The following is a 22291-nucleotide window of genomic DNA, read 5'->3' on the forward strand; positions in this document are numbered from 1 at the left end:
GGAGAGATCCCCTTGCAACAGGCAAATAATCTCGGCGCCATTCCCGGCGTCGACCATGGTTTTTGTTTGATCGATGACCCGCAGCGCCCGGAAGAAGTGTTCATCTGCAAGCAGGTGCACAGTGCGTCGGTAATTGAATGGCAGGCAGATCAGGTGGCCAATACCGTTGAGGCCGATGGCGTGTTCACACGCGAGCATCAGCCGATTGCAGTGATTACCGCCGATTGCCTGCCCATTCTCATCGCCTCGAAAAGCGGTGAAATGGTTGCCGCCGTGCATGGCGGCTGGAAAGGGTTGCAACGGGCAATCATCGCCAACACCCTAAAGCGCTTCGCTGCCGAAGGGTTTGCCGCCGACCACTTGCAGGTGGCTATCGGGCCGTCGATCAAACCGTGCTGCTATGAGGTGAGCGAGGAGTTTATTGCGCAGTTTCAGGCGGACCAAGGCCACTTGTGGCATGACGTGCAGGCGCCATGGAGCTTCGTGCAACCGACGCCACGGCTGACGCCGCACCTGGCACCGCCACATGCGAGGCAAACAGGCAGCGCGTGGTTTGACTTGAGTGGTTACGGGGTGATGTTGTTGCAAGCGGCGGGGCTTAAGCGTGAACAGATCGAAGTCAGTGATGTGTGCACTTATTGCACGTCACCGACCTTCGCCAGCTACCGCAGAAGGACTCATAACCCTGAGGAGGCGAAGACGTTAATTTATTCTTGGATAGCTCGAGAAGCCTAAAGCCCCGCTGCCAGCCACAACAATCAGCGGCTGATCTTCAGTCCTTTACGCCCCGCATGCCGCTCCTGCGCCAGCTCAATCAACCGGCTTACCAGCTCGCTATAACTCATCCCCGCCGCCTGCCACAGTTTTGGGTACATGCTGATGCGGGTGAAACCGGGGAGTGAGTTGACTTCATTGATCAGCACTTCACCGTCGTCGGTGAGGAACACATCGACCCGTGCCAACCCGGCACAACCCAACACCTCAAACGCTTCGATGGCCAGGCGACGAATTTGCTCACAGGCGTCGACACTGATATCCGCAGGCACCACCACTTGGGCAGCTTGAGCGTCGATGTATTTGCTGTCATAGGAATAGAAGCCGCTGCTCACCACGATCTCGCCGCAGCCGCTGGCGATAGGGTTGTCATTGCCGAGCACGGCGCATTCGATTTCGCGGCCTTGAACGGCGGATTCCACCAACACTTTTTCATCAAAGCCCAAGGCCAGCTCGACGGCAGTGTGGTACTCGGCGGCGTCGGCGACTTTGCTCACGCCCACCGAGGAGCCTTGGTTGGCGGGTTTGACGAACATCGGCAAGCCAAGCTTGCTCGCCGCTGTCTCAAAGGAGGTGCGCGCCGCGTTGCCACGGGTCAGGGTGATGAACGGGGTGACGGCAATGCCAGCATCGCGCAGCAGGCGTTTGCTGATGTCCTTGTCCATGCACACAGCCGAGCCCAGTACGTCGGAGCCAACGAAAGGGAGGTCGGCCATGCGCAGTAGGCCTTGCAGGCAGCCATCTTCACCGAGGGTGCCGTGGACGATTGGGAAGATTACATCGATGTGTTGCAGCAAGCCCTGACCCGAGGTTTCCACCACTTGCTGGCTGGCCTTGCCCGGCACCACCGCCAGTTCGCGGTTGGATTGATTGAGGGCGATCAACGCCGGGTTTTCCTGGTTGATCAGGAAGTTCGAAGTGTCGTTGAGGTGCCAGTGGCCGGACTTGTCGATGCCGATCAGCACGGGCTCGAAGCGCGAACGGTCCAGCGCATCGACAATATTGCGCGCCGATTGCAATGAGACTTCGTGCTCGGCCGAACGGCCACCAAAAATAATACCTACCCGCACCTTGCTCATGACTCGACCTCACTGTTGAAAGTAAGGCTTCTTACCATGAGCGGTCAGCGATTCGCTACCAGATGTGCGCCAAACAACAGGTAGCACCCACCGGCAAACCGGTCGAGCCACTTGCGTGAACGGCTGTAAAGGTTAGCCATGCGCTCGCTGGAAAACACCAGGGCTACGCTGGTGTACCAACTGAACGACAAGGTGGCCATAGTGATGACCGCCAGCGCCAACAACGTCGGCGACGGTGAGGGTGGCATGGTCGAGGCGAAGGCCGTGGCGACGAACAGTGCGGCCTTGGGGTTGGACAAGTTGCCCAGCAAACCGAAGCGCCAGGCAGAGAACAGCGAGCGCTTGGGCTCGTCAGGCAATGCCGCCTGATTAATGGGGGCCGAACGCTTGAACAGTTTCAGCCCCAGGTAGATCAGGTAGCAGCCGCCGATGATCTTGAAGGCCAGATAGAGCATGGGCGCAGCGGTGAACAGCGACTTGATGCCCAAGCCGCCTGCCAGCCCCCAGATCACCGTGCCCGTGGCCACCCCGGCGGACGCCACCACACCATGACGACGCGAGCAACTCGCCGCCAGTTGGGCAGTGTTGAAGAAGTTCGGCCCCGGCGTCACCACCGCGACAGCCCAAAGCAGCCCCAGCGACAACAACGGTGCTGCGTACGGCAAGTCGGAGAACAGCATGGGGCGATCCCTCTTCATCAGTGGTTAAACCTATTCGACAGCAGGCTCAGCCGTGTGCACCAACAAGTCGCCAGGCTGGCAGTCCAAGTAGGTACAGATAGCATCCAACGTGCCCAGCCGTATGCCCTTGACCTTGCCTTGTTTGAGCAACGACAAGTTCTGTTCGGTAATCCCTATGGCGGCCGCGAGGTCTTTGGATTTGACCTTGCGCCGGGCAAGCATAACGTCCAGTTCAATCACAATGGGCATTTCGATCTCAAACAAAGGTGCGGTTTTCAGAGTCCACTTCACTGGCCTGCCACAGGATACGCGCGATTACTGCGATACAGGCAGCGAGAAACAACGCGACGAAGCTTGGCGCGGTGACACTAAGCGTAATCAATCGCTGGCCGACCGGCTCATTCATCGTGACCCAGACACTGAGCAACGGCTCGCATAAAAAGTCCAGCAGCACCCATAACGCAACTGCTCGCCCAACTTTGCCCAAGTGCTGCGCCGCAGCACTGGAAAAGTACTCACCCCGAGCGTATTTGCGAAACAGTTGGCGCAGATGGTTCAAGCCTGACGCCAACGCCATCAATGGGATGGTGGAAAGCACAATGCCACCCGCTGTCTGCCACCACGGGAACAGCGCAACTTTAGCGGCGTGCGCCTCGATCAGACGGTCACTCAAGGCAAAGCCAAACCCCAGGCCATCGGCGGAAGATCCCAGCACCGGAAACAGCCACACGGCAGTGTTGAGCACCAGCATAACGACAATCAGCAAGAGGGTAAGCAGCGACATGCGCTGGCTGAATTGGGCCAGACGTTGAGTATTCATAAACAACCTCGGTAGGTGAGCGAAGGTGCAAAATAATAGATAAATTATCGTAAAACAATCATTTTTTAATGCTTAGCAATACTAACCTTACAAAAGGCTTCATCCAATACACGCACGATCGTACAAGACCTCGGCAGACAACCCGCACCACACTGGGTTAACGTGTTTCCACCTTTACTTGTGACCTTTCACCATGGGCCAACCCACTTCTACCCTCGATTGGCTGCACCGCGCCCCGCACGCCAGCGGCCTGGACCGTATCGAAGCGTACTTTGCAGGCTTTGCGTTCGACCCGCATCGCCACGACACCTACGCCATCGGGCGCACGCTGTTCGGCGTGCAGAGTTATCACTACCGCGGCTGCATGACCCACAGCTTGCCCGGCACCACCATGGTGATTCACCCGGATGAGTGCCATGACGGCCGTGCCAGCAGTGTGGAAGGCTTCAAGTACCGCATGATTTATGTGGAGCCGGCGCTGGTCCAACAGATTCTCGGCGGCAGGCCGTTACCGTTTATCCACAAGGGGTTGTCGACTGACCCACGGCTGTTCCGCGCCAGCGAAGTATTGCTGCAAAGCCTGGACTGCCCGATTGACCCGATGCAGGAGCAGGACGCTTTGTACGACTTGGCGCAAGCGCTGAGCGCAGCATCGGGGGTGATCATCAGCCGTAAATCTTTCGATTACGTCGCCGCCGAGCGCGCCCGCGAATTTATCCACAGCGCCTTGGGCCGCAGCATCACCCTGGATGAAATGGCCGACCATTGCGGTCGAGATCGCTGGGCTCTGTCGCGGGATTTTCGCTTGTTGTTCGGCACCAGCCCCTATCGCTACCTGACCATGCGCCGCTTGGACCTGGTGCGCAGCCTGCTGGCCCAAGGGCAATCATTGGTGGATGCGGCGCTGACTGCAGGTTTTACCGACCAGAGCCATATGACCCGGCAATTTCGCAGCACCTACGGCATGCCGCCATCGCGTTGGGTGAAGATGCTCGGGCGCTGAGCCACTGGCTTGAAATCCAATCAATCTGGGAGCTGGCTTGCCTGCGATGCAGAGACCTCGGTGCATCAGGCATAACCCGTTGATGTCATCGCCGACAAGCCAGCTCCCACCTTTGATTTATATTGTTTCCAACATCGAGTTCGACGCTGGAACATGGTGCTTGAGGCGCAGCGCCAACAGCGCACCTACCCACGCAATCCCTGCGCTCCACCACAACGCCAGTTCGATCCCACCGGCATTCGCCATCGACACCAGCACTGCCAGGCCCAACGCCCCGCCAATCTTCTGGCTGGTGGACGCCATGCCTGCCGCCACGCCCTGCTCACCCGGCCGAATGCCCAGCCCCGCTGCCGTTGCGCTGGGTCACCGTGGCCTCGCCTGCCTACCTGGCGCGCTTCGGCACCCCGCAAAACGTCGACGAGCTCAAGCACCACAACTGCCTCACCGTGCGCAATTTGCACAGCGGGCGCATGGTCGATTGGCAGTTCATGATCGATGGCAAAGTGCAGGATGTGAGCGTCGAAGGGCGGCTGATTTTTGATATTGGCGATGCACTGGTAGACGGCGCGCTGGTGATGCTTACAGCTGGCGCCCAACAATGGGCTCGCCGATGCTGAGGAAATTCCCGCCAGCGATAGGGTGCAAGGTGCGCAACTCATCATGGCCCTCGAAGTGCCAGTGCCCTTCGCTGAACACACGCTCATCGGCAAAGGCGGCGACCACTTCGCCGAGGAATAAATCGTAGGTCTATTGGTTGTGAGGCCCGGGCAGCAGGCGGCATTCCAGCCAGGCGACACAACCTTCCAGGCTCTTCAAGCAACAAAAACCTACGATACCTCAAGCACAAGCCCTGCGGGTCAGCTCGACAGCTGATTGGCGAACTGCCCAACCGCGCTAACCACTTTTTGCGCACCGTCCTGGATTTCCACGATCACCGTGCCTGCCTCGGCGGCCAGCGCCAAACCTTGCTCGGCTTGCAGGCGCCCCTCGGTCATCAAGGACACGGCGTCACGGGCCATGTCTTGGTTCTGACGTACCACACCGACAATTTCCTCGGTGGCCTTGCTGGTACGCGAGGCCAATTGACGAACTTCATCAGCCACCACCGCAAAGCCTCGGCCCTGCTCGCCGGCACGCGCCGCTTCGATGGCCGCGTTGAGCGCCAGCAGGTTGGTTTGCTCGGCAATGCCGCTGATGGTCTTGACGATGGTGCCGATCACTTGTGATTGCTGATTCAGCGCCTCGATACCATCACCGGCCTGCTGCATGTGCTTGGCCAGATCACGCATTACATCCACCGCCTGCGTCACCACAGCGGTGCCGCGTTGGGCGCTATTGTCGGTTTGCAGCGAGGTGCTGTAAGCGATGTTGGCAGCCTCGGCCACCGCTTGCTCTTGATTAACTTGATCGGTGATCACCGTGGCGAACTTGACCACCTTGTACAACCGTTCATTGGCATCCAGCACCGGGTTGTAGGTCGCCTCCAACCACACGACACGGCCATGGCTGTCGACCCGCTTGAAGCGCGCGGCAACAATCTCACCGGCATTCAAACGTTTCCAGAAGTGCTGATACTCCGGGCTGTTGTATTCCTGCGGCTCGCAGAACATACGGTGATGTTTGCCCTGGATTTGCGCCAGGCTGTAGCCCATGCCGCTCAGGAATCGGTCATTGGCGGTGAGCACATGCCCGCCGAGGTCGAACTCGATGACCGCGGTGGAACGCACCAGCGCGGTCATCAGGTTCTCGTGCTCGCGCGACGCCTCGATGGTGCGAGTGAGGTCGCTGGAAAAAATCGAAAAATGTTTGATGCGCCCTTCCGAGTTGCGCACCGGCTGCAGGATCGAGCGCAGCCACGCCTCCTTGCCGTTGCCACGCATCAGGCGTACGGCGCCGGCGAAGTGTTCGCCGCGCATCAGGGCATTCTTGAAGCGCAGCTGAAATTCGTCCTGACGCAGATAGGCGGGCACCAGCTCATCAATGTGGCGCCCCAGTATGTTTGTAGCTTGGTACGACAGTTCTCGCAGGAAGTTGACGTTCGCCCACGCCACCCGGCCTTCAGCATCCAGCGTCAGGCACAGCATTTCGCTTTCCAGGCTCTCCTTGACCTGCTGCAAGCTGGACAACTCTTCACGAAGAGCCGACAGCTCCTGCTTCAAACGGGTGTTGAACATGAGGCACCGATGGTCATATTGGGAGAGGATTCTCACCTGCATCGGCGCTGCCGGCGTTTTCTAAAGCGTTTTTTTGCGCCGCTCCCAACTGTTTTTTGGCCCCATCAACCGCCGTTGTGTCGGCAGATGCCCATCACTTGATACTCAAGGGTATTGAGCTTGCCGCTGGAGTCTTCATAAGTCATGCGCGACGGCACCGCATTGCACGAGCGGATCGGCGGTGTGACGTTGACCACCTTGGCAATGTCCAGCGTCATGCCATAGCGGTAGGCCTGTACCTCAGGCACCGGCTTGCCCTTTCTTTCGGCGTAGGCCGCCATGGCTTTCTCATTGCGCTCCATCATCAGGGCAAAGGTGCGATCGCCCCCACCTTCGGCCAGCGCACCGAATGACAAGACTGCCGTTAATACACCCAAGCCAATTTTATAAAAGTTCATAACAGGTTCCTCGCTTGAAAAGTTCAGTAACGAGACTAATCAACCAAGCCTGTCGCCATGTTCACTGCAACATTACTTATCTGTTAGGTGGCCGTAAGTTTCCAGAATTGTAATGTTCACGCCACCCGTTCGTTATCCGCGGTTTGCAACTATCAGCCCGGGCCAGATCAATAAGAACGCCCACCTCTATAAGAAGCTGAAAACTGCCAACACCAAGGAGCGAAACATGAGCATTACTTACTACACTCTTCCCTTTTTCTTGATTGCTGCGCTGCCCCTGGCCGCCGTGGCGGATGAGGACAAGCCCGAAGGTTTTATCGAAGGCAGCAGCGTCAACGTGCTGGCGCGAAATTTTTACTTCAACCGAGATGACCGCAAGGGCCAGTCCAGCCCCACCGGGAATGGCTATTCCGAGGCCTGGGCACAGGGGTTGGTGGGCAAATTCGAATCCGGTTTTACCCAAGGTACTGTTGGGTTCGGCCTGGAAGCGTTTGCCATGTATGGCCTGAAACTCGACTCGGGCACAGGCCGCAGCGGCGGCAAGGGCTCGTTTGGTGTATTGCCGGTGGACAGCAATAATCACCCTGAAAGCAGCTACAGTAAATTCGGCGGCGCAGCGAAATTTCGCGTGCTGGATACCGTTATCAAGGCTGGCGATGTATTCCCCGCCACCCCGGTGGTGGCCGCCGGCGACTCGCGGTTATTACCGGAAAGTTTTCGCGGCGTCACCGCACACAACACCAGCTTTGAAGGCCTGAACCTTCAGGGCGGACGCCTGAGCGGTATGAGCCAGCCAAGCGAAAGCGGCATGAACAAAGGCTTTTCGACGTTCTATGCAGGCAAGGTCGACTCGCCTTGGATCGGCTATTTCGGCGGTGACTACGCCGTCAACAAACACCTGAGTGTCAGCCTGTACAGCAGCCGTTTGAAGGACGCCTGGGACCAGTATTACATCGGCAGCGCCGCCAGTTACCCACTGAACGACGACGTGTCTTTGTTCGGTGACGTCAACTATTACAAGGCCGTAGACGAAGGCAAAAAGCTGCTCGGTAAATTTGATAACAACATCTGGAGCGCCCGGCTCGGGGTAAAGGTCGGCGCCCACAGCGTGGCCGTATCGCACCAGCGCAACAATGGCGATGACGACTTCGATTACCTGCGCCAATCGGATTCGATTTTCCTCAACAACTCGATCCAGTACAGCGACTTCAACTCGCCCAAAGAACGTTCGTGGATGGCACGTTACGACCTGGATATGCAGGCGTTCGGCATTCCCGGCCTGTCATTCATGACCCGTTACGCAAAAGGCACCGGCGCCGACTACAGCAATGCCAACGCGGTGTATATGCGTCGTGACTCGGCAGGCAACCCGCTGACCAATCAACGCCGCTGGGAGCGTGATATCGAGGCCAAATATGTGGTGCAAAGTGGCAGTTTGAAGGACTTGTCGCTGCGTTTGCGCCAAGCCACCGTACGCTCCAGTGCGTTTGAGTCGGACTTGGAAGAGGTTCGCTTGATTGCCGAATACCCACTGCTGGCACTCTGAGCAATCATCACCGCGCACGCTTACATTCGTTCGCCTTTAACTAACATTTGCTCACAATTTGATAATTATCAAAACTGTAATATTAGCCTCAGCTTCCCGTTAAGTTGAACTTCCTATACTCGCCTCAACTTATTTGCACCGAGCAACATTCATCTCAGAAGCTTTTTTGTAGCTCCTTTGGAAAGAGATGAATTTTTAACGCCCCTTTGGGGCGTTTTTTTTTGCGCAGCGACTTAGTTGCGGCCAATGGTCGCAGTTGACCCTGAAGCTACTTCACACTTCAGAATTTTCCTACTCCCAAAACACCCCATCCATAAGGAAATGGAACCCTTCTCTTCCAGTAAAAGGTAAACCCCCATGCGTATCCTTGTAGTTGAGGACGAGCAAAAAACCGCCGACTACCTGCAGCAAGGCCTGAATGAAAGTGGCTATGTGGTCGACTGCGCGTCCAATGGCATTGACGGCCTGCACCTGGCCGCGCAGCACGCCTACGAGTTGGTCATCCTCGACGTCAACCTGCCGGGCAAGGATGGCTGGGAAGTACTGGCGCAATTGCGCCGCAACGGAAGCCAACGCGTGATGATGCTGACCGCCCGTGGCCGGCTGGCCGACAAAATCAAAGGCCTGGACATGGGCGCCGATGATTACTTAGTCAAACCCTTCGAGTTTCCCGAGTTGCTGGCGCGCGTGCGCACGCTGTTGCGCCGTAGCGAGCATATCCCGCAGCCGGACGTATTCCGCGTATTGGACCTGGAACTGGACCCTCGCCGCCATCGCGCCTACCGCGGCACACGCCGCATCGACTTGACCACCAAGGAATTCGCGTTGCTGCAGGTACTGATGCGCCAGACCGGCGAAGTGCTGACGCGTACGCAGATTATCTCGCTGGTCTGGGACATGAATTTCGACTGCGACACCAACGTTGTGGAAGTCTCCATCAGCCGCCTGCGCGCCAAGGTCGATGACCAGAGCGAGGTCAAACTTATCCACACCATTCGTGGCGTGGGTTATGTGCTGGAGGCGCGCCAATGAAAACCAGCAGTCTGTCGATGCGTCTGGGGCTGACGGTCAGCCTGATGGGCGCGGGCCTGGTGTTGTTGCTAGCCACCCTGGCTTACGTGGCGTTGACGCACGAGCTGGAAAAATTGGCCCGCAAGGGCCTGGAAAGCAAAATGGAACAGATTCAGCACAGCCTGTCTCAGGGCCTTAACGCCAACGGTATCCGCGCCCGCCCGCATTCGCTGATGGACCTGGTGATCGGTCACGACAACTTCTACCTGACCATCGTCGGCACCGCCCCCGATGACAGCGTGCTATTGAGCGCTGGGGCCAAACCGCAGGAACCATTGCTGACAGCGTTTACGCCACGAGAAACCCTCGGTTACCTCAACTGGGCCGACAACAATGGCAACCAAGTACTCAGCGCCTCCAGCCTGATGCGCCTGGCCAGCGGGGAGCGCGTACGCGTGTTACTGTCGCTGGACCGCATGGACGACCAAGCGTTGCTCAGTGCCTACCTGCGCGCCACAGTGATTGCCTTGCCCATGTTGCTGATCCTGATCGGCATGGGGGCCTGGTGGCTGGTACAGCGTGGTTTGGCGCCATTGAAGCAGTTCAGCCATGTGGCGGCCAAAGTCACCACCCAGGACCTGACCCATCGCTTGTCCGTCGACAACCTGCCCCACGAGCTGGGCGAGTTGGCGCAAGGTTTCAACGTGATGCTCAACCGCCTGGACGCCGGTGTGCAGCAGCTCTCGCAATTCTCCGATGACCTCGCCCATGAATTACGCGCGCCGCTGACCAACCTGATGGGCAAGGCCCAGGTAACGCTGTCGCGCCAACGCCCTCCAGAGGAATACAAAGCGGTGCTGGAATCCAGCACCGAAGAGCTGGAGCGCCTGGCGCGCATCGTCTGCGACATGCTGTTCCTGGCCCAGGTCAGCCACCCGGCAGCGCGGGCTTCGTTTACCGCAGTATCGCTGGCGGACGAGGCCCATCGAGTGATGGACTTGTTCGCCCTGAGTGCCGAAGACAAACAACTGACCCTGACCCTCAGCGGCGAGGCCCAGGTACACGGCGATCGCCTGATGATTCAACGTGCGCTCTCGAACCTGCTGTCCAATGCGATCCGCCATAGCCCATCAGGCGCGCATATCTCGTTGCTGGTGGAGGCTTACGGCAACAGCGTATCGTTGTCTGTCAGCAACCCTGGCCCGGGGATTGAAGCGCAACACCTGCCGCACCTGTTCGAACGCTTCTACCGTGTCGACAGCAGCCGCGCACGCACCGAAGGTGGCACCGGGCTGGGCCTGGCGATCGTACGGTCGATCATGACCCTGCACCAAGGTCAGGCCGATGTGCGCAGCTTGCCCGGTGGCTTTACCTTGTTTCGCCTGTTGTTTCCTCGGGTCTAAGCCGCCTCTAGGGCCAGCCCTCCTGTTGTGACAAGCGGGGCTGTTGTGACGAGCGGACTTACCACAACAAACCCGCTCGCCACGGCAAGCCCATTCAATACAGCAAGCCCGCTCCCCCCGCATCATTCCTCCTGGCGATGCGCCCACTGATACAAAGCCGGCAGCACCAGCAAGGTCAGCAACGTAGAAGAAATAATCCCGCCGATCACCACCGTCGCCAACGGACGTTGTACTTCGGCCCCGGTGCCAGTGGCCAAGGCCATCGGGATAAACCCCAGGGATGCCACCAACGCGGTCATCAACACCGGCCGCAACCGCGTCAATGCCCCTTCGTTAATCGCCACCGACAATGAGCGCCCTTCCTCGCGCAGGTTGCGAATGAAGGCAATCATCACCAGCCCGTTCAGCACCGCCACCCCCGACAGCGCAATAAAGCCCACGCCCGCCGAGATCGACAACGGAATATCGCGCAGCCACAACGCCATGATCCCACCGGTCAACGCGAACGGAATCCCAGTAAACACCAGCAGGCCATCCTTGAGGTTGTTGAACATCATGAACAGCAGCCCGAACACTAACAGCAACGCCACCGGCACCACGATGCGCAAACGCTCGGAGGCTTCCTTCAATTGTTCGAACTGGCCGCCCCATGTCGTCCAGTAACCCGCCGGCACCTTCACCTGGGTGCTGATCGCCGTCTCGGCCTCTTCCACAAACGAACCGATATCCCGTCCGCGCACGTTGGCGCTGACGATCACCAGGCGCTTGCCATTCTCGCGGCTGATCTGGTTCGGGCCGAGTACCAAATCCAAACTGGCGACCTGGGACAAGGCGATAAAGCCCAACTGCCCCGAAGCATTACTGGCGAGCGCGGGCACCGGAATCAACAGTCGCGACAAGCCGTCGATATCGGTGCGCAACGCGTCAGACAAACGCACAACCATGTCGAAGCGGCGGTCACCTTCATACAACGTACCGGCCTGGCGCCCACCGACAGCGACAGCAATAGTGTCCTGCACATCGCCCACGTTCAGGCCGAAACGCGCGGCCTTGTCGCGGTCGATATTGATGGTCAGCACCGGCAGCCCGGAGGTCTGCTCCACCTTCACTTCCGATGCGCCCTCAAGTTTCTGCAAGGTCTCGGCGATTTCCCCGGCGGTCTTGTTGAGTACCGCCATGTCGTCACCAAATACCTTCACCGCCACGTCACTGCGCACCCCGGAAATCAGCTCGTTGAAACGCAGCTGGATCGGTTGCGACAGTTCATACGCACTGCCCGGCACAATCGCACTGGCGCGCTGGATGTCTTCGATCAGTGCCTCGCGGGACTTCTTCGGATCCGGCCATTGCTCCTTGGGTTTGAGCATCACATAGCTGTCGGAAATATTCGGGGGCATAGGGTCCGAAGCGATTTCCGCAGTGCCGGTGCGCGCAAAGACCCGCTCGATTTCCGGCACCTGCGCCATCAAGGTTTTTTCCAGTTGCTGCTGCATTTGCACCGATTGCGTCAGGCTGGTGCCGGGTACGCGCAACGCCTGTTGGGCAAAGTCGCCCTCGCTGAGGCTGGGGATAAATTCACTGCCCATACGGCTGGCCACTGCCCCTGAGGCGACGATGGTCAACACCGCCAAACCAAACACCAGTGCACGGCGCTTCATCACCCCGTCCAACACTGGCGCATAAACCCGACGCGCCGTGCGCATTACCAGGTTTTCCTCTTCCTTGACCTTGCCGGTCACGAACAGCGCAATCGCGGCGGGCACGAAGGTTACCGATAGAATCATCGCGCCGAGCAGCGCAATCACTACGGTAAACGCCATGGGATGGAACATCTTCCCGGCCACGCCGGTGAGCGCGAAAATCGGCAGGTACACGACCATGATGATCAGTTGCCCGTAGATCAGTGCTCGCCGCGCTTCCTTGGCAGCCGCGAATACCTCGTGCAGGCGCTCACTGCGAGTCAACAGGCGCCCGTGGCGCTGCTGCGCATGGGCCAGTCGGCGGATGGCGTTTTCGACGATCACCACCGCGCCGTCGACAATAATGCCGAAGTCCAACGCGCCAAGACTCATCAGGTTGGCGCTGACTTTGTGAGTGAACATCCCGGTAAACGTGAACAGCATCGCCAGCGGGATCACCATCGCGGTAATCAACGCCGCGCGGATATTGCCCAAGAACAGGAACAGCACCGCGACCACCAGTAGCGCACCTTCGAAGAGGTTTTTCTTCACGGTGGCAATGGCTTTTTCCACCAGGTTTGTACGGTCGTAGACGGTAACGGCGACCACACCCTGGGGCAGTGAACGGTTGATCTCTTCAAGTTTTTTCGCCACCGCCTGGGACACGGTACGGCTGTTTTCACCGATCAACATAAACACCGTGCCCAGCACCACTTCACGGCCATTTTCCGTGGCGGCGCCAGTACGCAGCTCACGGCCGATTTCGACTTGCGCCACATTGCGCACGCGGATCGGCGTCCCGTCCGACGTGGTGATGACGATGTTGGCAATGTCATCGATAGACGCCACTTGCCCCGGTGCGCGAATCAATAGCTGCTCGCCGCTGCGCTCGATATAACCGGCGCCAACGTTAGCGTTGTTGCGCTCAAGCGAAGTAACCAAATCGGCCAGGGTCAGGTTGTAGGCCGCCAGGCGTTTTGGGTCCGGAGCAATCTGGTATTCCTTGGCAAAGCCGCCAATCGTGTTGATCTCGGCCACACCCGGTACGTTGCGCAGTTGCGGCTTGATGATCCAGTCCTGAATCACCCGCAAGTCGGTCGGCGTGTAAGGCGTGCCATCGTCCTTGAGTGCGCCGTCTTCAGTTTCGACGGTCCATAGGAAAATTTCCCCAAGCCCGGTGGAAATCGGCCCCATCGCCGTTTCGATGCCGGTGGGCAATTGTTCGCGGGCTACTTGCAGGCGCTCGTTGACCAATTGGCGGGCAAAGAACAGGTCGGTGCCGTCTTTGAAGATCACCGTGACCTGGGATAAGCCGGAGCGCGACAACGAACGCGTCTGCTGCAAGCCGGGCAACCCGGCCATGGCGGTTTCGATCGGAAAGGTAATGCGCTGTTCGGTTTCCAGCGGCGAAAATCCGGCTGCCGCCGAGTTGATCTGCACCTGCACATTGGTGATGTCGGGCACCGCGTCGATGGGCAACTTCTGATAGCTAGCGATGCCGACACCGGCCATCAACAGCACCGCCAGCAGCACGATGATGCGCTGCTCGATGGCGAATTGGATAAGGCGCTCAAACATGGGGAATCACTCGCAGGATCAATGGGCGTGCTCGGCCGAGCCTTTACCCAGTTCGGACTTGAGGATGAAACTGCCTTCGGTGGCCACCTGCGCCCCGGCCTCGAGGCCCTGACGCACTTCGACGTAGCCGTTTTCACTCACGCCCAGCTCAAGGTGGCGTGTGATGAAACCGTCCGCAGTACGCACGAACACTGAAGGTTTGTCCTCCACGGTCTGAATCGCGGTTTGCGGTACGGTAACCTTGGCCTGGTAGGTGTCGGTGGCCAATTGCACGGTGACAAACAGCCCTGGGCGCCAGGCGTCATCGGGGTTGGGCACGGTCACGCGCACGGTGGCGGTACGCGTCTGCTCGCCGAGCAGGTTACCGACGTACGCCACCGTACCCTGCACTTCAGTGCCCATTTCCGTGGAGCTGACTTTCACCGGCTTACCCACGCGCACTTTGTTCAAGTCCTTGGGAAACACGCCGAAGGTGACCCACACCTGGGACAAATCCGAAAGCGTGAAAGCGTTGCTGGTTTCGCCGACCACTTCACCAACGCCCAAGTGCTTCTCTACCACTACGCCAGCAAACGGCGCGCGCAGTTCATAGCGATTACCTCCGACCCGTACTGCGCTGCCGCTGAGTGCGGTCATCTTCTGACGAGCGTTGTTCAGGGCGATCTCCGCTTCCTGCAAGGTCTGGCGCGCCAGCAGGTAATCCTGCTCGGCGGAAATCTCGTCCTTCCACAGTTGACGCTCGCGCTGGAAGGTGGTGCGCGCCAGTTCGACCCGGCGCTCACTGGCCGCCAGTTCGCTGCGCTGATCAGAAATCTGCTGGCTGGAGATCACCGCCAACAGCTCGCCTTTCTTCACCGACTGGCCGAGGTTGACCTTGACCTCCTCCACCACACCAGCCGCACGCGGAACGATGTGCGAGGTCCGATCCTCGTCAAAACGCACTTCTCCCGGCAGCGTCAGTAGGGTGCTGATCGCGCGGGGTTGGGCCTTGGCGAGCTGGATACCCGCGGCCAGTATCTGCTGCTCGGTGAGTTCGAGTTTGCCTTCTTCTTCCTCATCGGCATGTGCAAAACCAGACAGCATCAGGCCCAAGGCGATGGCAAGCGCCACACCGTGTTTATGCTTCATAAAAGACTCCAGAAAAAATCAAAACTGGGCGAGGTCGCCGTAAATCCGTTCGATGCGTACCCAAGCGTCGGTCGCTTGGGCGGTCGCCGTGAGGTATTGGGTGCGGGCTGCGATCAAGGTGCGCTGGGCGTCGAGCACGTCGAGGAAGTTGAATTTGCCCATCTCGAAACCGCGAGTGGCACTGTCCACCGCGCTTTGGGCGGCGGGCAGGATTTGTTGGTTGAACGTGCGCACTTCTGTGTTGGCGGTTTGCCACAGGTCCAGGGCCTGGCGGGTTTCGGTACGCAGGCGCAGTTCGACGGCGTTGCGCAGGTCGCGGGCTTGATCGGCGCGGCGGCTGGCGGCGAGCACGTTGCCTTGGTTGCGGTTGAACAGCGGGATCGGCATCGACACGCCCACCAGGTTCACCCGCTCGCGCACGCTGGCGTCGTACTGGCTACCGATGGACACATCAAGGTCGGGAATGCGCAGGGCTTTTTCCAGGCCCACGCTGGCTTCGCTCTGGATAATTTGCATGTCGGCCAGGCGCAGTTCGGTGGTTTGCTCAAGCCGCGCCAGCAGTTGTGCGGAGGCCGGCAAGGGTGGTGCGGACTGGCCCTGAGTGGCCACGGCCTGGAAGTCGGGCGTAGTGCTGCCGGTGCTGGCGGCAAGGCGGCGATAGGCATCGCTGAGGCCGACCCGCGCGCGGTTCAACTCCAGGCGGATCTCGGATAACTGCACCTGTGCGCGGGTAGCTTCCACCGGCGATGATTTGCCGGCGGTGACGCGGCCGTTGGCAACCACCAGGCCGCGCTGGGCCAACGCCATCGAGCGTTGCGCCAGGTCGAGGCGCTCTTGGGCACGCAGGGCCGCGTAGTAACTGTCGATCACATCGGCACGCAGGCCGTTGCGACGTTGCTCCAAGGTCAGCGCGGCGGCATCCTGCGCGCGCGTGGCCACATCAATCCGCGCACCGCGCTTACCGCCCAGTTCCAGGGTTTGGCTGAGTTTAATCGTGGTGGTGCGCGTGTTGCGGCGCGTGTCCTCGGCATCCCAGGAGGCCACCGGGTTGGGGATCAAGCCGGCCTGTTGGCGAGCGGCTTGGGCAATGTCGATTTCCCATTGCGCAGCCGCCAGGTCGGGGTTGTTGGCGAAGGCGGTTTGCAGGGCTGCATCGAGCGTGAGGGTTTGCGCCTGGGCAACGCTTACGGCCACCCAAAACGCTGCTGCGCCCAGAAATGTTTTAACAGCCAACAGTGTTCTAACGGAAAGTGCCATAACGAAAGTTCCACGCCCATGAAGTCGCTGAGATCTCCCAGCGGGGGCAATGTAGCTTTCGGTACTTATCAGGGCGGTGGGTAGAACATTACAAATCCGTTAGCGAGGATCAGGCGTGCAGGTCGTCATGTTCGTCGTGATGAAACCCTTCGCCTTCAACCTGCAAGGTGACGTGGGAAATATCGAATTGTTCGTGCAGCATTTCCGTCACAAGCGTGAGGATCTGCTGCTCGGTGCCGAGCGCCGAGTTCGCCACCAAGTGAGAACTCAACACATTTTTGCCACTGGTGAGGGCCCAAATGTGCAAGTCGTGCACGTCCTTGACCCCTGGTACGCTGCGAATGGCCTGCTCGACCTGATCGATATCAATGCCGTCCGGCACGCCTTGCAGCAGCACGTTCATGCTCTCCTTAAGCAGGGTCCAGGTGCGCGGCAACACCCAGAAACCAATAGCCGCCGCGACCACGGAGTCGATCCAGCCCCAACCGGTAAACATGATCACCAACGCTGCGATGATCACGCCGATAGAGCCAAGCATGTCGCTCCAGACCTCCAGGTAAGCGCCCTTCACATTCAAGCTTTCACCGCTGGCGGCGCTGAGCAGCTTCATGCAGATCAAGTTGACGATCAGCCCCAGCACGGCAATCACCAACATGCCGGTGGACTGGATTTCAGCCGGTGCCTGCAAGCGTTGATAAGCCTCATACAAAATGTAAAACGCGACGCCGAACAGCAGCAGCGCATTGAACGCCGCCGCCAGGATTTCGAAACGTGCATAGCCAAAGGTGCGCTTGCGGTCCGCCGCGCGCTTGGCGACCTGGATGGCCACGAGGGAAATCGCCAGTGCCAAGGCGTCGGTCATCATGTGCGCGGCATCGGATAACAGCGCCAGGCTGCCGGTGATAAACGCACCGATCACCTCGGCAATCATGAAACTGCTGGTCAGACCGAGGGCGATCCATAAAAGCCGCTCGTGGCCGGCGCGTACTTGGCCGTGGTTATGTCCTGCGCTCATGAAAGGGCCTCAAAAGGTTTAATCCGTTGATCATAGCGCTGTAGGCGAAATCCCCGCGCACGGGTTGCAAATTTGTCATCCGCGTGACAGCTCACCGTTACATGACCCGCACCAAAATCGCCCATGAACGCGCTGGAACACTTGTATCAGGTATGCTTTTCGAGAAGGAAACAAATAGAAATACATTAGCCAACCTGTTCGATAAGGAGTCCCGCCTTGGAGTTATCGACTGCTGCGTGGATGGTTCACGACACCCGCCTCATGCTTTGCGTCTTACTGGCCATCGCCAGCATCATTGTGTTGATCAGCGCGACCAAGCTGCCGCCCTTCCTGTCGATTCTGATCGGCACGTTTATCGCCGGTGTCGGTGCCGGGTTGCCACCGGAAGAAGTTGCCAAGGCGTTCAGCAAAGGCGCTGGGGCGATCCTCGGTGAAGCGGGGATTATCATTGCGCTGGGCTCGATGCTCGGTGCGCTGATGGCCGAATCCGGGGCGGCCGACCGTATCGCCACCACCTTGCTCGGGCTGGGTAAAGGCAAGTCGCTGCCGTGGGTAATGGCGCTGGTGGCGATGGTGATTGGCCTGCCGCTGTTCTTCGAAGTCGGCCTGGTCATGATGGTGCCGATCATCTTCGTCATGGCCAAACGCTCGAACCAGCCGCTGCTGAAAATCGCCATTCCAGCGTTGGCAGGCATGACCACCCTGCACGCCCTGATGCCACCGCATCCTGGGCCGCTGATTGCAGTGAGCGCGTTGCACGCCGACCTGGGCCTGACCATGTTGCTGGGTTTCTGCCTGGCTGTGCCGGCGGTCATCCTCGCGGGCCCGCTCTACGGCAACTGGCTGTCCAAGCGCATGCACGTGGCTGAACCGGCCGACATCGGCGCGTTGTTCAGCGCGCCGCCCAAGGCGCCGCGCCAGCCAAGTTTTGGCGTGTCGTTGCTGATCATTTTGTTGCCGGTGATTTTGATGCTCGGCAGCACCTTGGCCAAAGTCGCCATGTCACCGGAAAACCCAGTGGCTTTGACCTTGAAATTCCTCGGTGAGCCACTGATCGCCCTCGGCCTGGCCGTTATCGCCGCCGTGATCTGCCTGGGCTGGGCCGCCGGCATGCCGCGCGCCGACGTTGGCAACACCCTGCGCAGAGCCCTCGCCCCCATCGCCGTGCTGCTGCTGACCATCGGCGCCGGTGGCGGCCTCAAGCAAACTTTATTGGACGCCGGCGTCAGCCAGACCATCAGCAAGGTCGCCGAAGGCGCACACATGCCGTACCTGCTGCTGGCTTGGTTGATTGCCGTGGCCCTGCGCCAAGCCACCGGCTCGGCGACCGTCGCCACCACCACCACGGCGGGCATTCTCGCGCCGATGATGGCGGGTTTGGCAGCGACCCAGAGTTCATTGGTGGCGCTGGCGATTGGCGCCGGCTCGGTGTTCTTTTGCCACGTCAACGACGCCGGGTTCTGGATGGTGCGTGAGTACTTTGGCTTGCAACTGAAGCAGACGATCTGGGTGTGGTCGGTGTTGCAGACCATCGTTTCCGTCGTCGGCTTGGTGGGTACGCTGGTGCTGTGGCACTTTCTGACTTGAACCTCAGGTAGCCAGCGTGTGGCGCTTGCCGAACAGCGCCACACTCGCCACCCCGACAGCGCCCATCACCACGCAATAACCCACGCAGATCCACGGGCTCGTCGGCATCAACGCAATCAACAACAGCGGCGTGGTACTCGCCCACAGCGCGTAAGCGATGTTGTAGGTGAAGGAAATCCCCGACACCCTCACCTGCGCCGGGAACAGGCCGACCATCACCGAAGGCACCGCGCCCACAACTCCGCAACTCAAGCCCGCCACGGCATACGCCGCGCCCAGCCACACGCCGCCGTTGATCAGGCTGGCGTACAACACCGCAATGCCCACCGGCAGCAACAGGCTGTAAACCAGCACCGCGAGCCAGGCGCCGATGCGGTCCACCAACAGGCCGGCCAGGACACAGCCGATATTCAGAAAGACGATGCCCAATGCACTCAAGGCGAAGGTGTGGCTGGGGCTCATGCCGAAGGTTTTTTGCATCATGGTTGGGGTGATGACCACCAGCACCACCACCGCCGAGGTGAGCACGCAGGTGAGGATCATCGCCGGCAGCAACACGGCGCGATGGTCGCGCAGCACGGCGCGCAGTGGCAGTTCGGCAGCGGCCTGGCGGCGCGCCTGCATTTCGAGGAACACCGGGGTTTCGTTGAGCCAGCGGCGCAGCCACACGCCGATCACGCCGAACACGCCACCGAGCAGGAATGGGAAGCGCCAGGCGTAATCGAGGATTTCAGCGGGGGTGAAAACGTGCGCCAGCAGTGTGGCAGTCAGCGCGCCGAGCAGGTAGCCGAAGGTCAGACCGGCCTGCAGGAAGCCCAAGGCATAGCCACGATGCTGGATTGGCGCGTGTTCGGCGACGAAGGTCCAGGCGCTGGGCACCTCGCCGCCCACTGCTGCACCTTGCAGCACCCGCAGCACCAGCAGGATCAAAGGGGCGAAATAACCGATTTGCGCGTAGGTCGGCATGATCCCGATCAGTAAGCAGGGCAAGGCCATCATCAGGATGCTCAGGCTGAACACGCGCTTGCGCCCCAGGTGATCGGCGAAGTGCGCCATCAAGATGCCGCCCAGCGGGCGCGCCAGGTAGCCGGTGACGAAGATGCCGAAGCTTTGCAGCAGGCGCAGCCACTCGGGCATCTCCGGCGGGAAAAACAGTTGGCTGAGGGTCAGCGCAAAGAATACGAAGATGATGAAGTCGTAGATTTCCAGGGCGCCGCCGAGGGCTGCCAGGCCCAGGGTTTTGTAGTCGGAGCGGGAAAAACGCTGCGCCTGTGGAGAAAAGGTGGCAGTCATGTGGAGGCTCGGCAGACAAACAAAATGGCGTGCAGGTTATGAGCTGAACCCAATGATGGCAATCACGACAGATATATTTGTTTTCCTCATGGATCGATGAAGATAACTGCATTCCCATATCAATGGCCGTAGCGGAACATGCCGTAAAAACTGCCAACACCATAATAAATACAAGAGGAAAGACTCGTGGCCGATGCTATCGAAGAAAGCCGCTATGCCCGATTTGCCCTGCGTTGTTCCAATTTCGCCGAACGCTGGTTTCCTGACTCCTGGGTGTTTGCCGCCCTTGCGGTGATCATCGTCGCCGTGGCGACCCTGGGCATGGGCGCCGCGCCGACCGAAGCCGCCAAAGCCTTTGGTGATGGGTTCTGGAGCCTGATCCCATTCACGATGCAGATGGCCTTTGTTGTGATCGGCGGTTATGTGGTGGCCAGCTCACCGCCAGCGGTGAAACTGATCGACCGCCTGGCGCGTATCCCGAAGAACGGCCGCTCGGCCGTGGCCTGGGTGGCGTTGATCTCGATGGTTGCCTCCCTGCTCAACTGGGGCTTGTCCTTGGTGTTTGGCGGTTTGCTGGTGCGCGCACTGGCCCGGCGCACGGATTTACGCATGGATTACCGCGCGGCAGGTGCTGCCGCCTACTTGGGCCTGGGCGCGGTGTGGGCGCTGGGGCTGTCGTCGTCGGCCGCGCAATTGCAGGCCAACCCGGCCAGCTTACCGCCGTCGATTCTGTCGATTACTGGGGTGATTCCGTTCACCGAGACCATCTTCCTATGGCAATCCGGGGTGATGCTGCTGGCGCTGATCGTGGTGTCGTTGATCATCGCCTACGCCACCGCGCCCGGCCCGAACAGCGCCCGTGATGCAAAAGCATGCGGCGTCGACCCGGCCTTCAACCTGCCCAAAATTCAAGCGCCAACCCGCCCGGGCGAATGGCTGGAACACAGCCCGCTGCTGACCATTTTGCTGGCGCTGCTGGCGGCCGGCTGGCTGTTTCATGAATTTTCGACCAAGCCAGCAATTAGCGCTATCTCGGGGCTGAACACCTACAACTTCCTGTTCATCATGGTCGGTGCGCTACTGCACTGGCGCCCACGCAGCTTCCTCGATGCGGTGGCGCGTGCGGTGCCGACCACCACCGGCGTGCTGATCCAGTTTCCGCTGTACGGCTCCATCGCGGCACTGATGACCGTGGTCAAGGGCGGCGACGGCCAAACCCTGGCGCACCATATCTCGACCTTCTTCACCTCCATCGCCTCCCACGACACTTATGCGCTGTTGATGGGCGTGTACTCGGCGGTGCTGGGCTTCTTTATCCCGTCGGGCGGCGGCAAGTGGATCATCGAAGCGCCTTACGTGATGCAAGTCGCCACTGACCTGCAATATCACCTGGGCTGGGCGGTGCAGATCTACAACGCAGCTGAAGCGCTGCCAAACCTGATCAACCCGTTCTATATGCTGCCGCTGCTCGGTGTGTTGGGGCTAAAGGCCCGGGACTTGATCGGGTTTTCGTTTGTGCAGTTGCTGGTGCACACGCCGCTGGTGCTGTTCCTGCTATGGGCGCTGGGGACGACATTGAAGTATTTGCCGCCCGTCATGCCCTGATGCGGTCAGTGTGGGAGTGGGCTTGCTCGCTCCCACAATAGGTATTCGCTCCTTGACTATTGAATTCATATCGCAGGGTTACTGATAACAAGCCGCAAGCCGCCTCTCTGATCCAACGCGTGGGGTTCGTCCCACTCTGCGTGTCGACAACGCCTGACTTCTATCCCCAACGCCGTTGACTAACCTGACTCGGATTCCCCCTCACCAATCGCCAAGGAAAAT

General features: G+C 59.6%; 18 protein-coding genes and 4 pseudogenes. 8 read left to right on the forward strand and 14 right to left on the reverse strand.

What is annotated here, in order from left to right:
* Positions 1-12: 12 nt before the first annotated feature.
* Positions 13-735: a peptidoglycan editing factor PgeF gene (pgeF, locus tag FW764_RS15895; RefSeq protein WP_446434712.1), complete on the forward strand. Its 723-nt coding sequence runs from the start codon at positions 13-15 to the stop codon at positions 733-735.
* 23 nt (positions 736-758) lie between these two features.
* Here pgeF and ddlA read toward each other — a convergent pair whose 3' ends face one another.
* The 4 genes from ddlA to FW764_RS15915 are packed head-to-tail and all read right to left on the reverse strand — an operon-like array spanning position 759 to position 3353.
* A complete protein-coding gene (gene ddlA, locus FW764_RS15900; protein WP_446434713.1) occupies positions 759-1853 on the reverse strand; it encodes a D-alanine--D-alanine ligase in 1095 nt (364 codons plus the stop codon).
* Between the two features lie 44 nt (positions 1854-1897).
* On the reverse strand, positions 1898-2533 hold the full coding sequence (locus tag FW764_RS15905) for a LysE family translocator (protein WP_446434714.1): 636 nt from the start codon (positions 2531-2533) through the stop codon (positions 1898-1900).
* Between the two features lie 30 nt (positions 2534-2563).
* Positions 2564-2782, reverse strand: coding sequence for a helix-turn-helix domain-containing protein (locus tag FW764_RS15910; protein WP_446434715.1), 219 nt, complete (start codon positions 2780-2782; stop codon positions 2564-2566).
* A 7-nt stretch (positions 2783-2789) separates the two neighbouring features.
* Positions 2790-3353, reverse strand: coding sequence for a DUF2975 domain-containing protein (locus FW764_RS15915; RefSeq protein ID WP_446434716.1), 564 nt, complete (start codon positions 3351-3353; stop codon positions 2790-2792).
* A gap of 193 nt (positions 3354-3546) precedes the next feature.
* Here FW764_RS15915 and FW764_RS15920 point away from each other — a divergent pair, with 193 nt between their 5' ends.
* Entirely contained in the window at positions 3547-4356 is an 810-nt protein-coding gene (locus FW764_RS15920) for an AraC family transcriptional regulator (RefSeq protein WP_446434717.1), read from the forward strand.
* 117 nt (positions 4357-4473) lie between these two features.
* On the opposite strand, the pseudogene FW764_RS15925 reads toward FW764_RS15920, so the two are convergent.
* Positions 4474-4707: pseudogene (locus FW764_RS15925) on the reverse strand (MFS transporter); the annotation flags it as partial.
* On the opposite strand from FW764_RS15925, the pseudogene FW764_RS15930 reads away from it, so the two are divergent.
* Positions 4707-4928, forward strand: a pseudogene (locus FW764_RS15930) (LysR family transcriptional regulator); the annotation flags it as partial. The pseudogenes FW764_RS15925 and FW764_RS15930 overlap by 1 nt on opposite strands.
* Before the next feature lie 7 nt (positions 4929-4935).
* On the opposite strand, the pseudogene FW764_RS15935 reads toward FW764_RS15930, so the two are convergent.
* The 4 genes and pseudogenes from FW764_RS15935 to FW764_RS15950 all read right to left on the reverse strand — a co-directional run.
* Positions 4936-5163, reverse strand: a pseudogene (locus FW764_RS15935) (flavin reductase family protein); the annotation flags it as partial.
* Positions 5164-5213: 50 nt separating this feature from the next.
* Positions 5214-5645, reverse strand: a complete 432-nt coding sequence (locus FW764_RS15940; protein ID WP_408003456.1) for a methyl-accepting chemotaxis protein — start codon at positions 5643-5645, stop codon at positions 5214-5216.
* Between the two features lie 108 nt (positions 5646-5753).
* A pseudogene (locus FW764_RS15945) lies at positions 5754-6572 on the reverse strand (PAS domain-containing protein); the annotation flags it as partial.
* A gap of 62 nt (positions 6573-6634) precedes the next feature.
* Positions 6635-6967 carry a DUF2790 domain-containing protein gene (locus FW764_RS15950; RefSeq protein ID WP_446434718.1) on the reverse strand — a complete coding sequence of 111 codons (333 nt, stop codon included), beginning with the start codon at positions 6965-6967 and terminating at the stop codon, positions 6635-6637.
* Positions 6968-7193: 226 nt separating this feature from the next.
* Between FW764_RS15950 and FW764_RS15955 the strand changes: the two genes are divergently transcribed.
* From FW764_RS15955 to FW764_RS15965, 3 genes are all read left to right on the forward strand, one after another.
* Entirely contained in the window at positions 7194-8513 is a 1320-nt protein-coding gene (locus FW764_RS15955) for an OprD family porin (protein WP_446434719.1), read from the forward strand.
* Between the two features lie 357 nt (positions 8514-8870).
* Positions 8871-9545 carry a heavy metal response regulator transcription factor gene (locus FW764_RS15960; RefSeq protein WP_446434720.1) on the forward strand — a complete coding sequence of 225 codons (675 nt, stop codon included), beginning with the start codon at positions 8871-8873 and terminating at the stop codon, positions 9543-9545.
* Positions 9542-10927 carry a heavy metal sensor histidine kinase gene (locus FW764_RS15965; RefSeq protein ID WP_446434721.1) on the forward strand — a complete coding sequence of 462 codons (1386 nt, stop codon included), beginning with the start codon at positions 9542-9544 and terminating at the stop codon, positions 10925-10927. The genes FW764_RS15960 and FW764_RS15965 overlap by 4 nt, the downstream gene beginning before the upstream one ends.
* 122 nt (positions 10928-11049) lie before the next feature.
* On the opposite strand, the gene FW764_RS15970 is transcribed toward FW764_RS15965, so the two are convergent.
* From FW764_RS15970 to FW764_RS15985, 4 genes are all read right to left on the reverse strand, one after another.
* Positions 11050-14184 carry a CusA/CzcA family heavy metal efflux RND transporter gene (locus FW764_RS15970; protein WP_446434722.1) on the reverse strand — a complete coding sequence of 1045 codons (3135 nt, stop codon included), beginning with the start codon at positions 14182-14184 and terminating at the stop codon, positions 11050-11052.
* Between the two features lie 18 nt (positions 14185-14202).
* Positions 14203-15312, reverse strand: a complete 1110-nt coding sequence (locus FW764_RS15975; RefSeq protein WP_446434723.1) for an efflux RND transporter periplasmic adaptor subunit — start codon at positions 15310-15312, stop codon at positions 14203-14205.
* Between the two features lie 18 nt (positions 15313-15330).
* Positions 15331-16569 carry a TolC family protein gene (locus FW764_RS15980; protein ID WP_446434724.1) on the reverse strand — a complete coding sequence of 413 codons (1239 nt, stop codon included), beginning with the start codon at positions 16567-16569 and terminating at the stop codon, positions 15331-15333.
* A gap of 109 nt (positions 16570-16678) precedes the next feature.
* A complete protein-coding gene (locus FW764_RS15985) occupies positions 16679-17584 on the reverse strand; it encodes a cation diffusion facilitator family transporter (protein WP_446434725.1) in 906 nt (301 codons plus the stop codon).
* Between the two features lie 216 nt (positions 17585-17800).
* Here FW764_RS15985 and FW764_RS15990 point away from each other — a divergent pair, with 216 nt between their 5' ends.
* Positions 17801-19171, forward strand: coding sequence for a GntT/GntP/DsdX family permease (locus FW764_RS15990; RefSeq protein WP_446434726.1), 1371 nt, complete (start codon positions 17801-17803; stop codon positions 19169-19171).
* A gap of 3 nt (positions 19172-19174) precedes the next feature.
* Here the strand turns inward: FW764_RS15990 and FW764_RS15995 are convergent, their stop codons facing one another.
* Complete coding sequence (locus FW764_RS15995; protein WP_446434727.1) at positions 19175-20464, reverse strand: MFS transporter; 1290 nt, start codon at positions 20462-20464, stop codon at positions 19175-19177.
* A gap of 186 nt (positions 20465-20650) precedes the next feature.
* On the opposite strand from FW764_RS15995, the gene FW764_RS16000 reads away from it, so the two are divergent.
* Positions 20651-22069 (forward strand): short-chain fatty acid transporter, encoded by a 1419-nt coding sequence (locus FW764_RS16000; protein ID WP_446434728.1) that lies wholly within the window; start codon positions 20651-20653, stop codon positions 22067-22069.
* Positions 22070-22291 lie beyond the last annotated feature (222 nt).

This window comes from Pseudomonas sp. 1152_12, assembly GCF_052850675.1.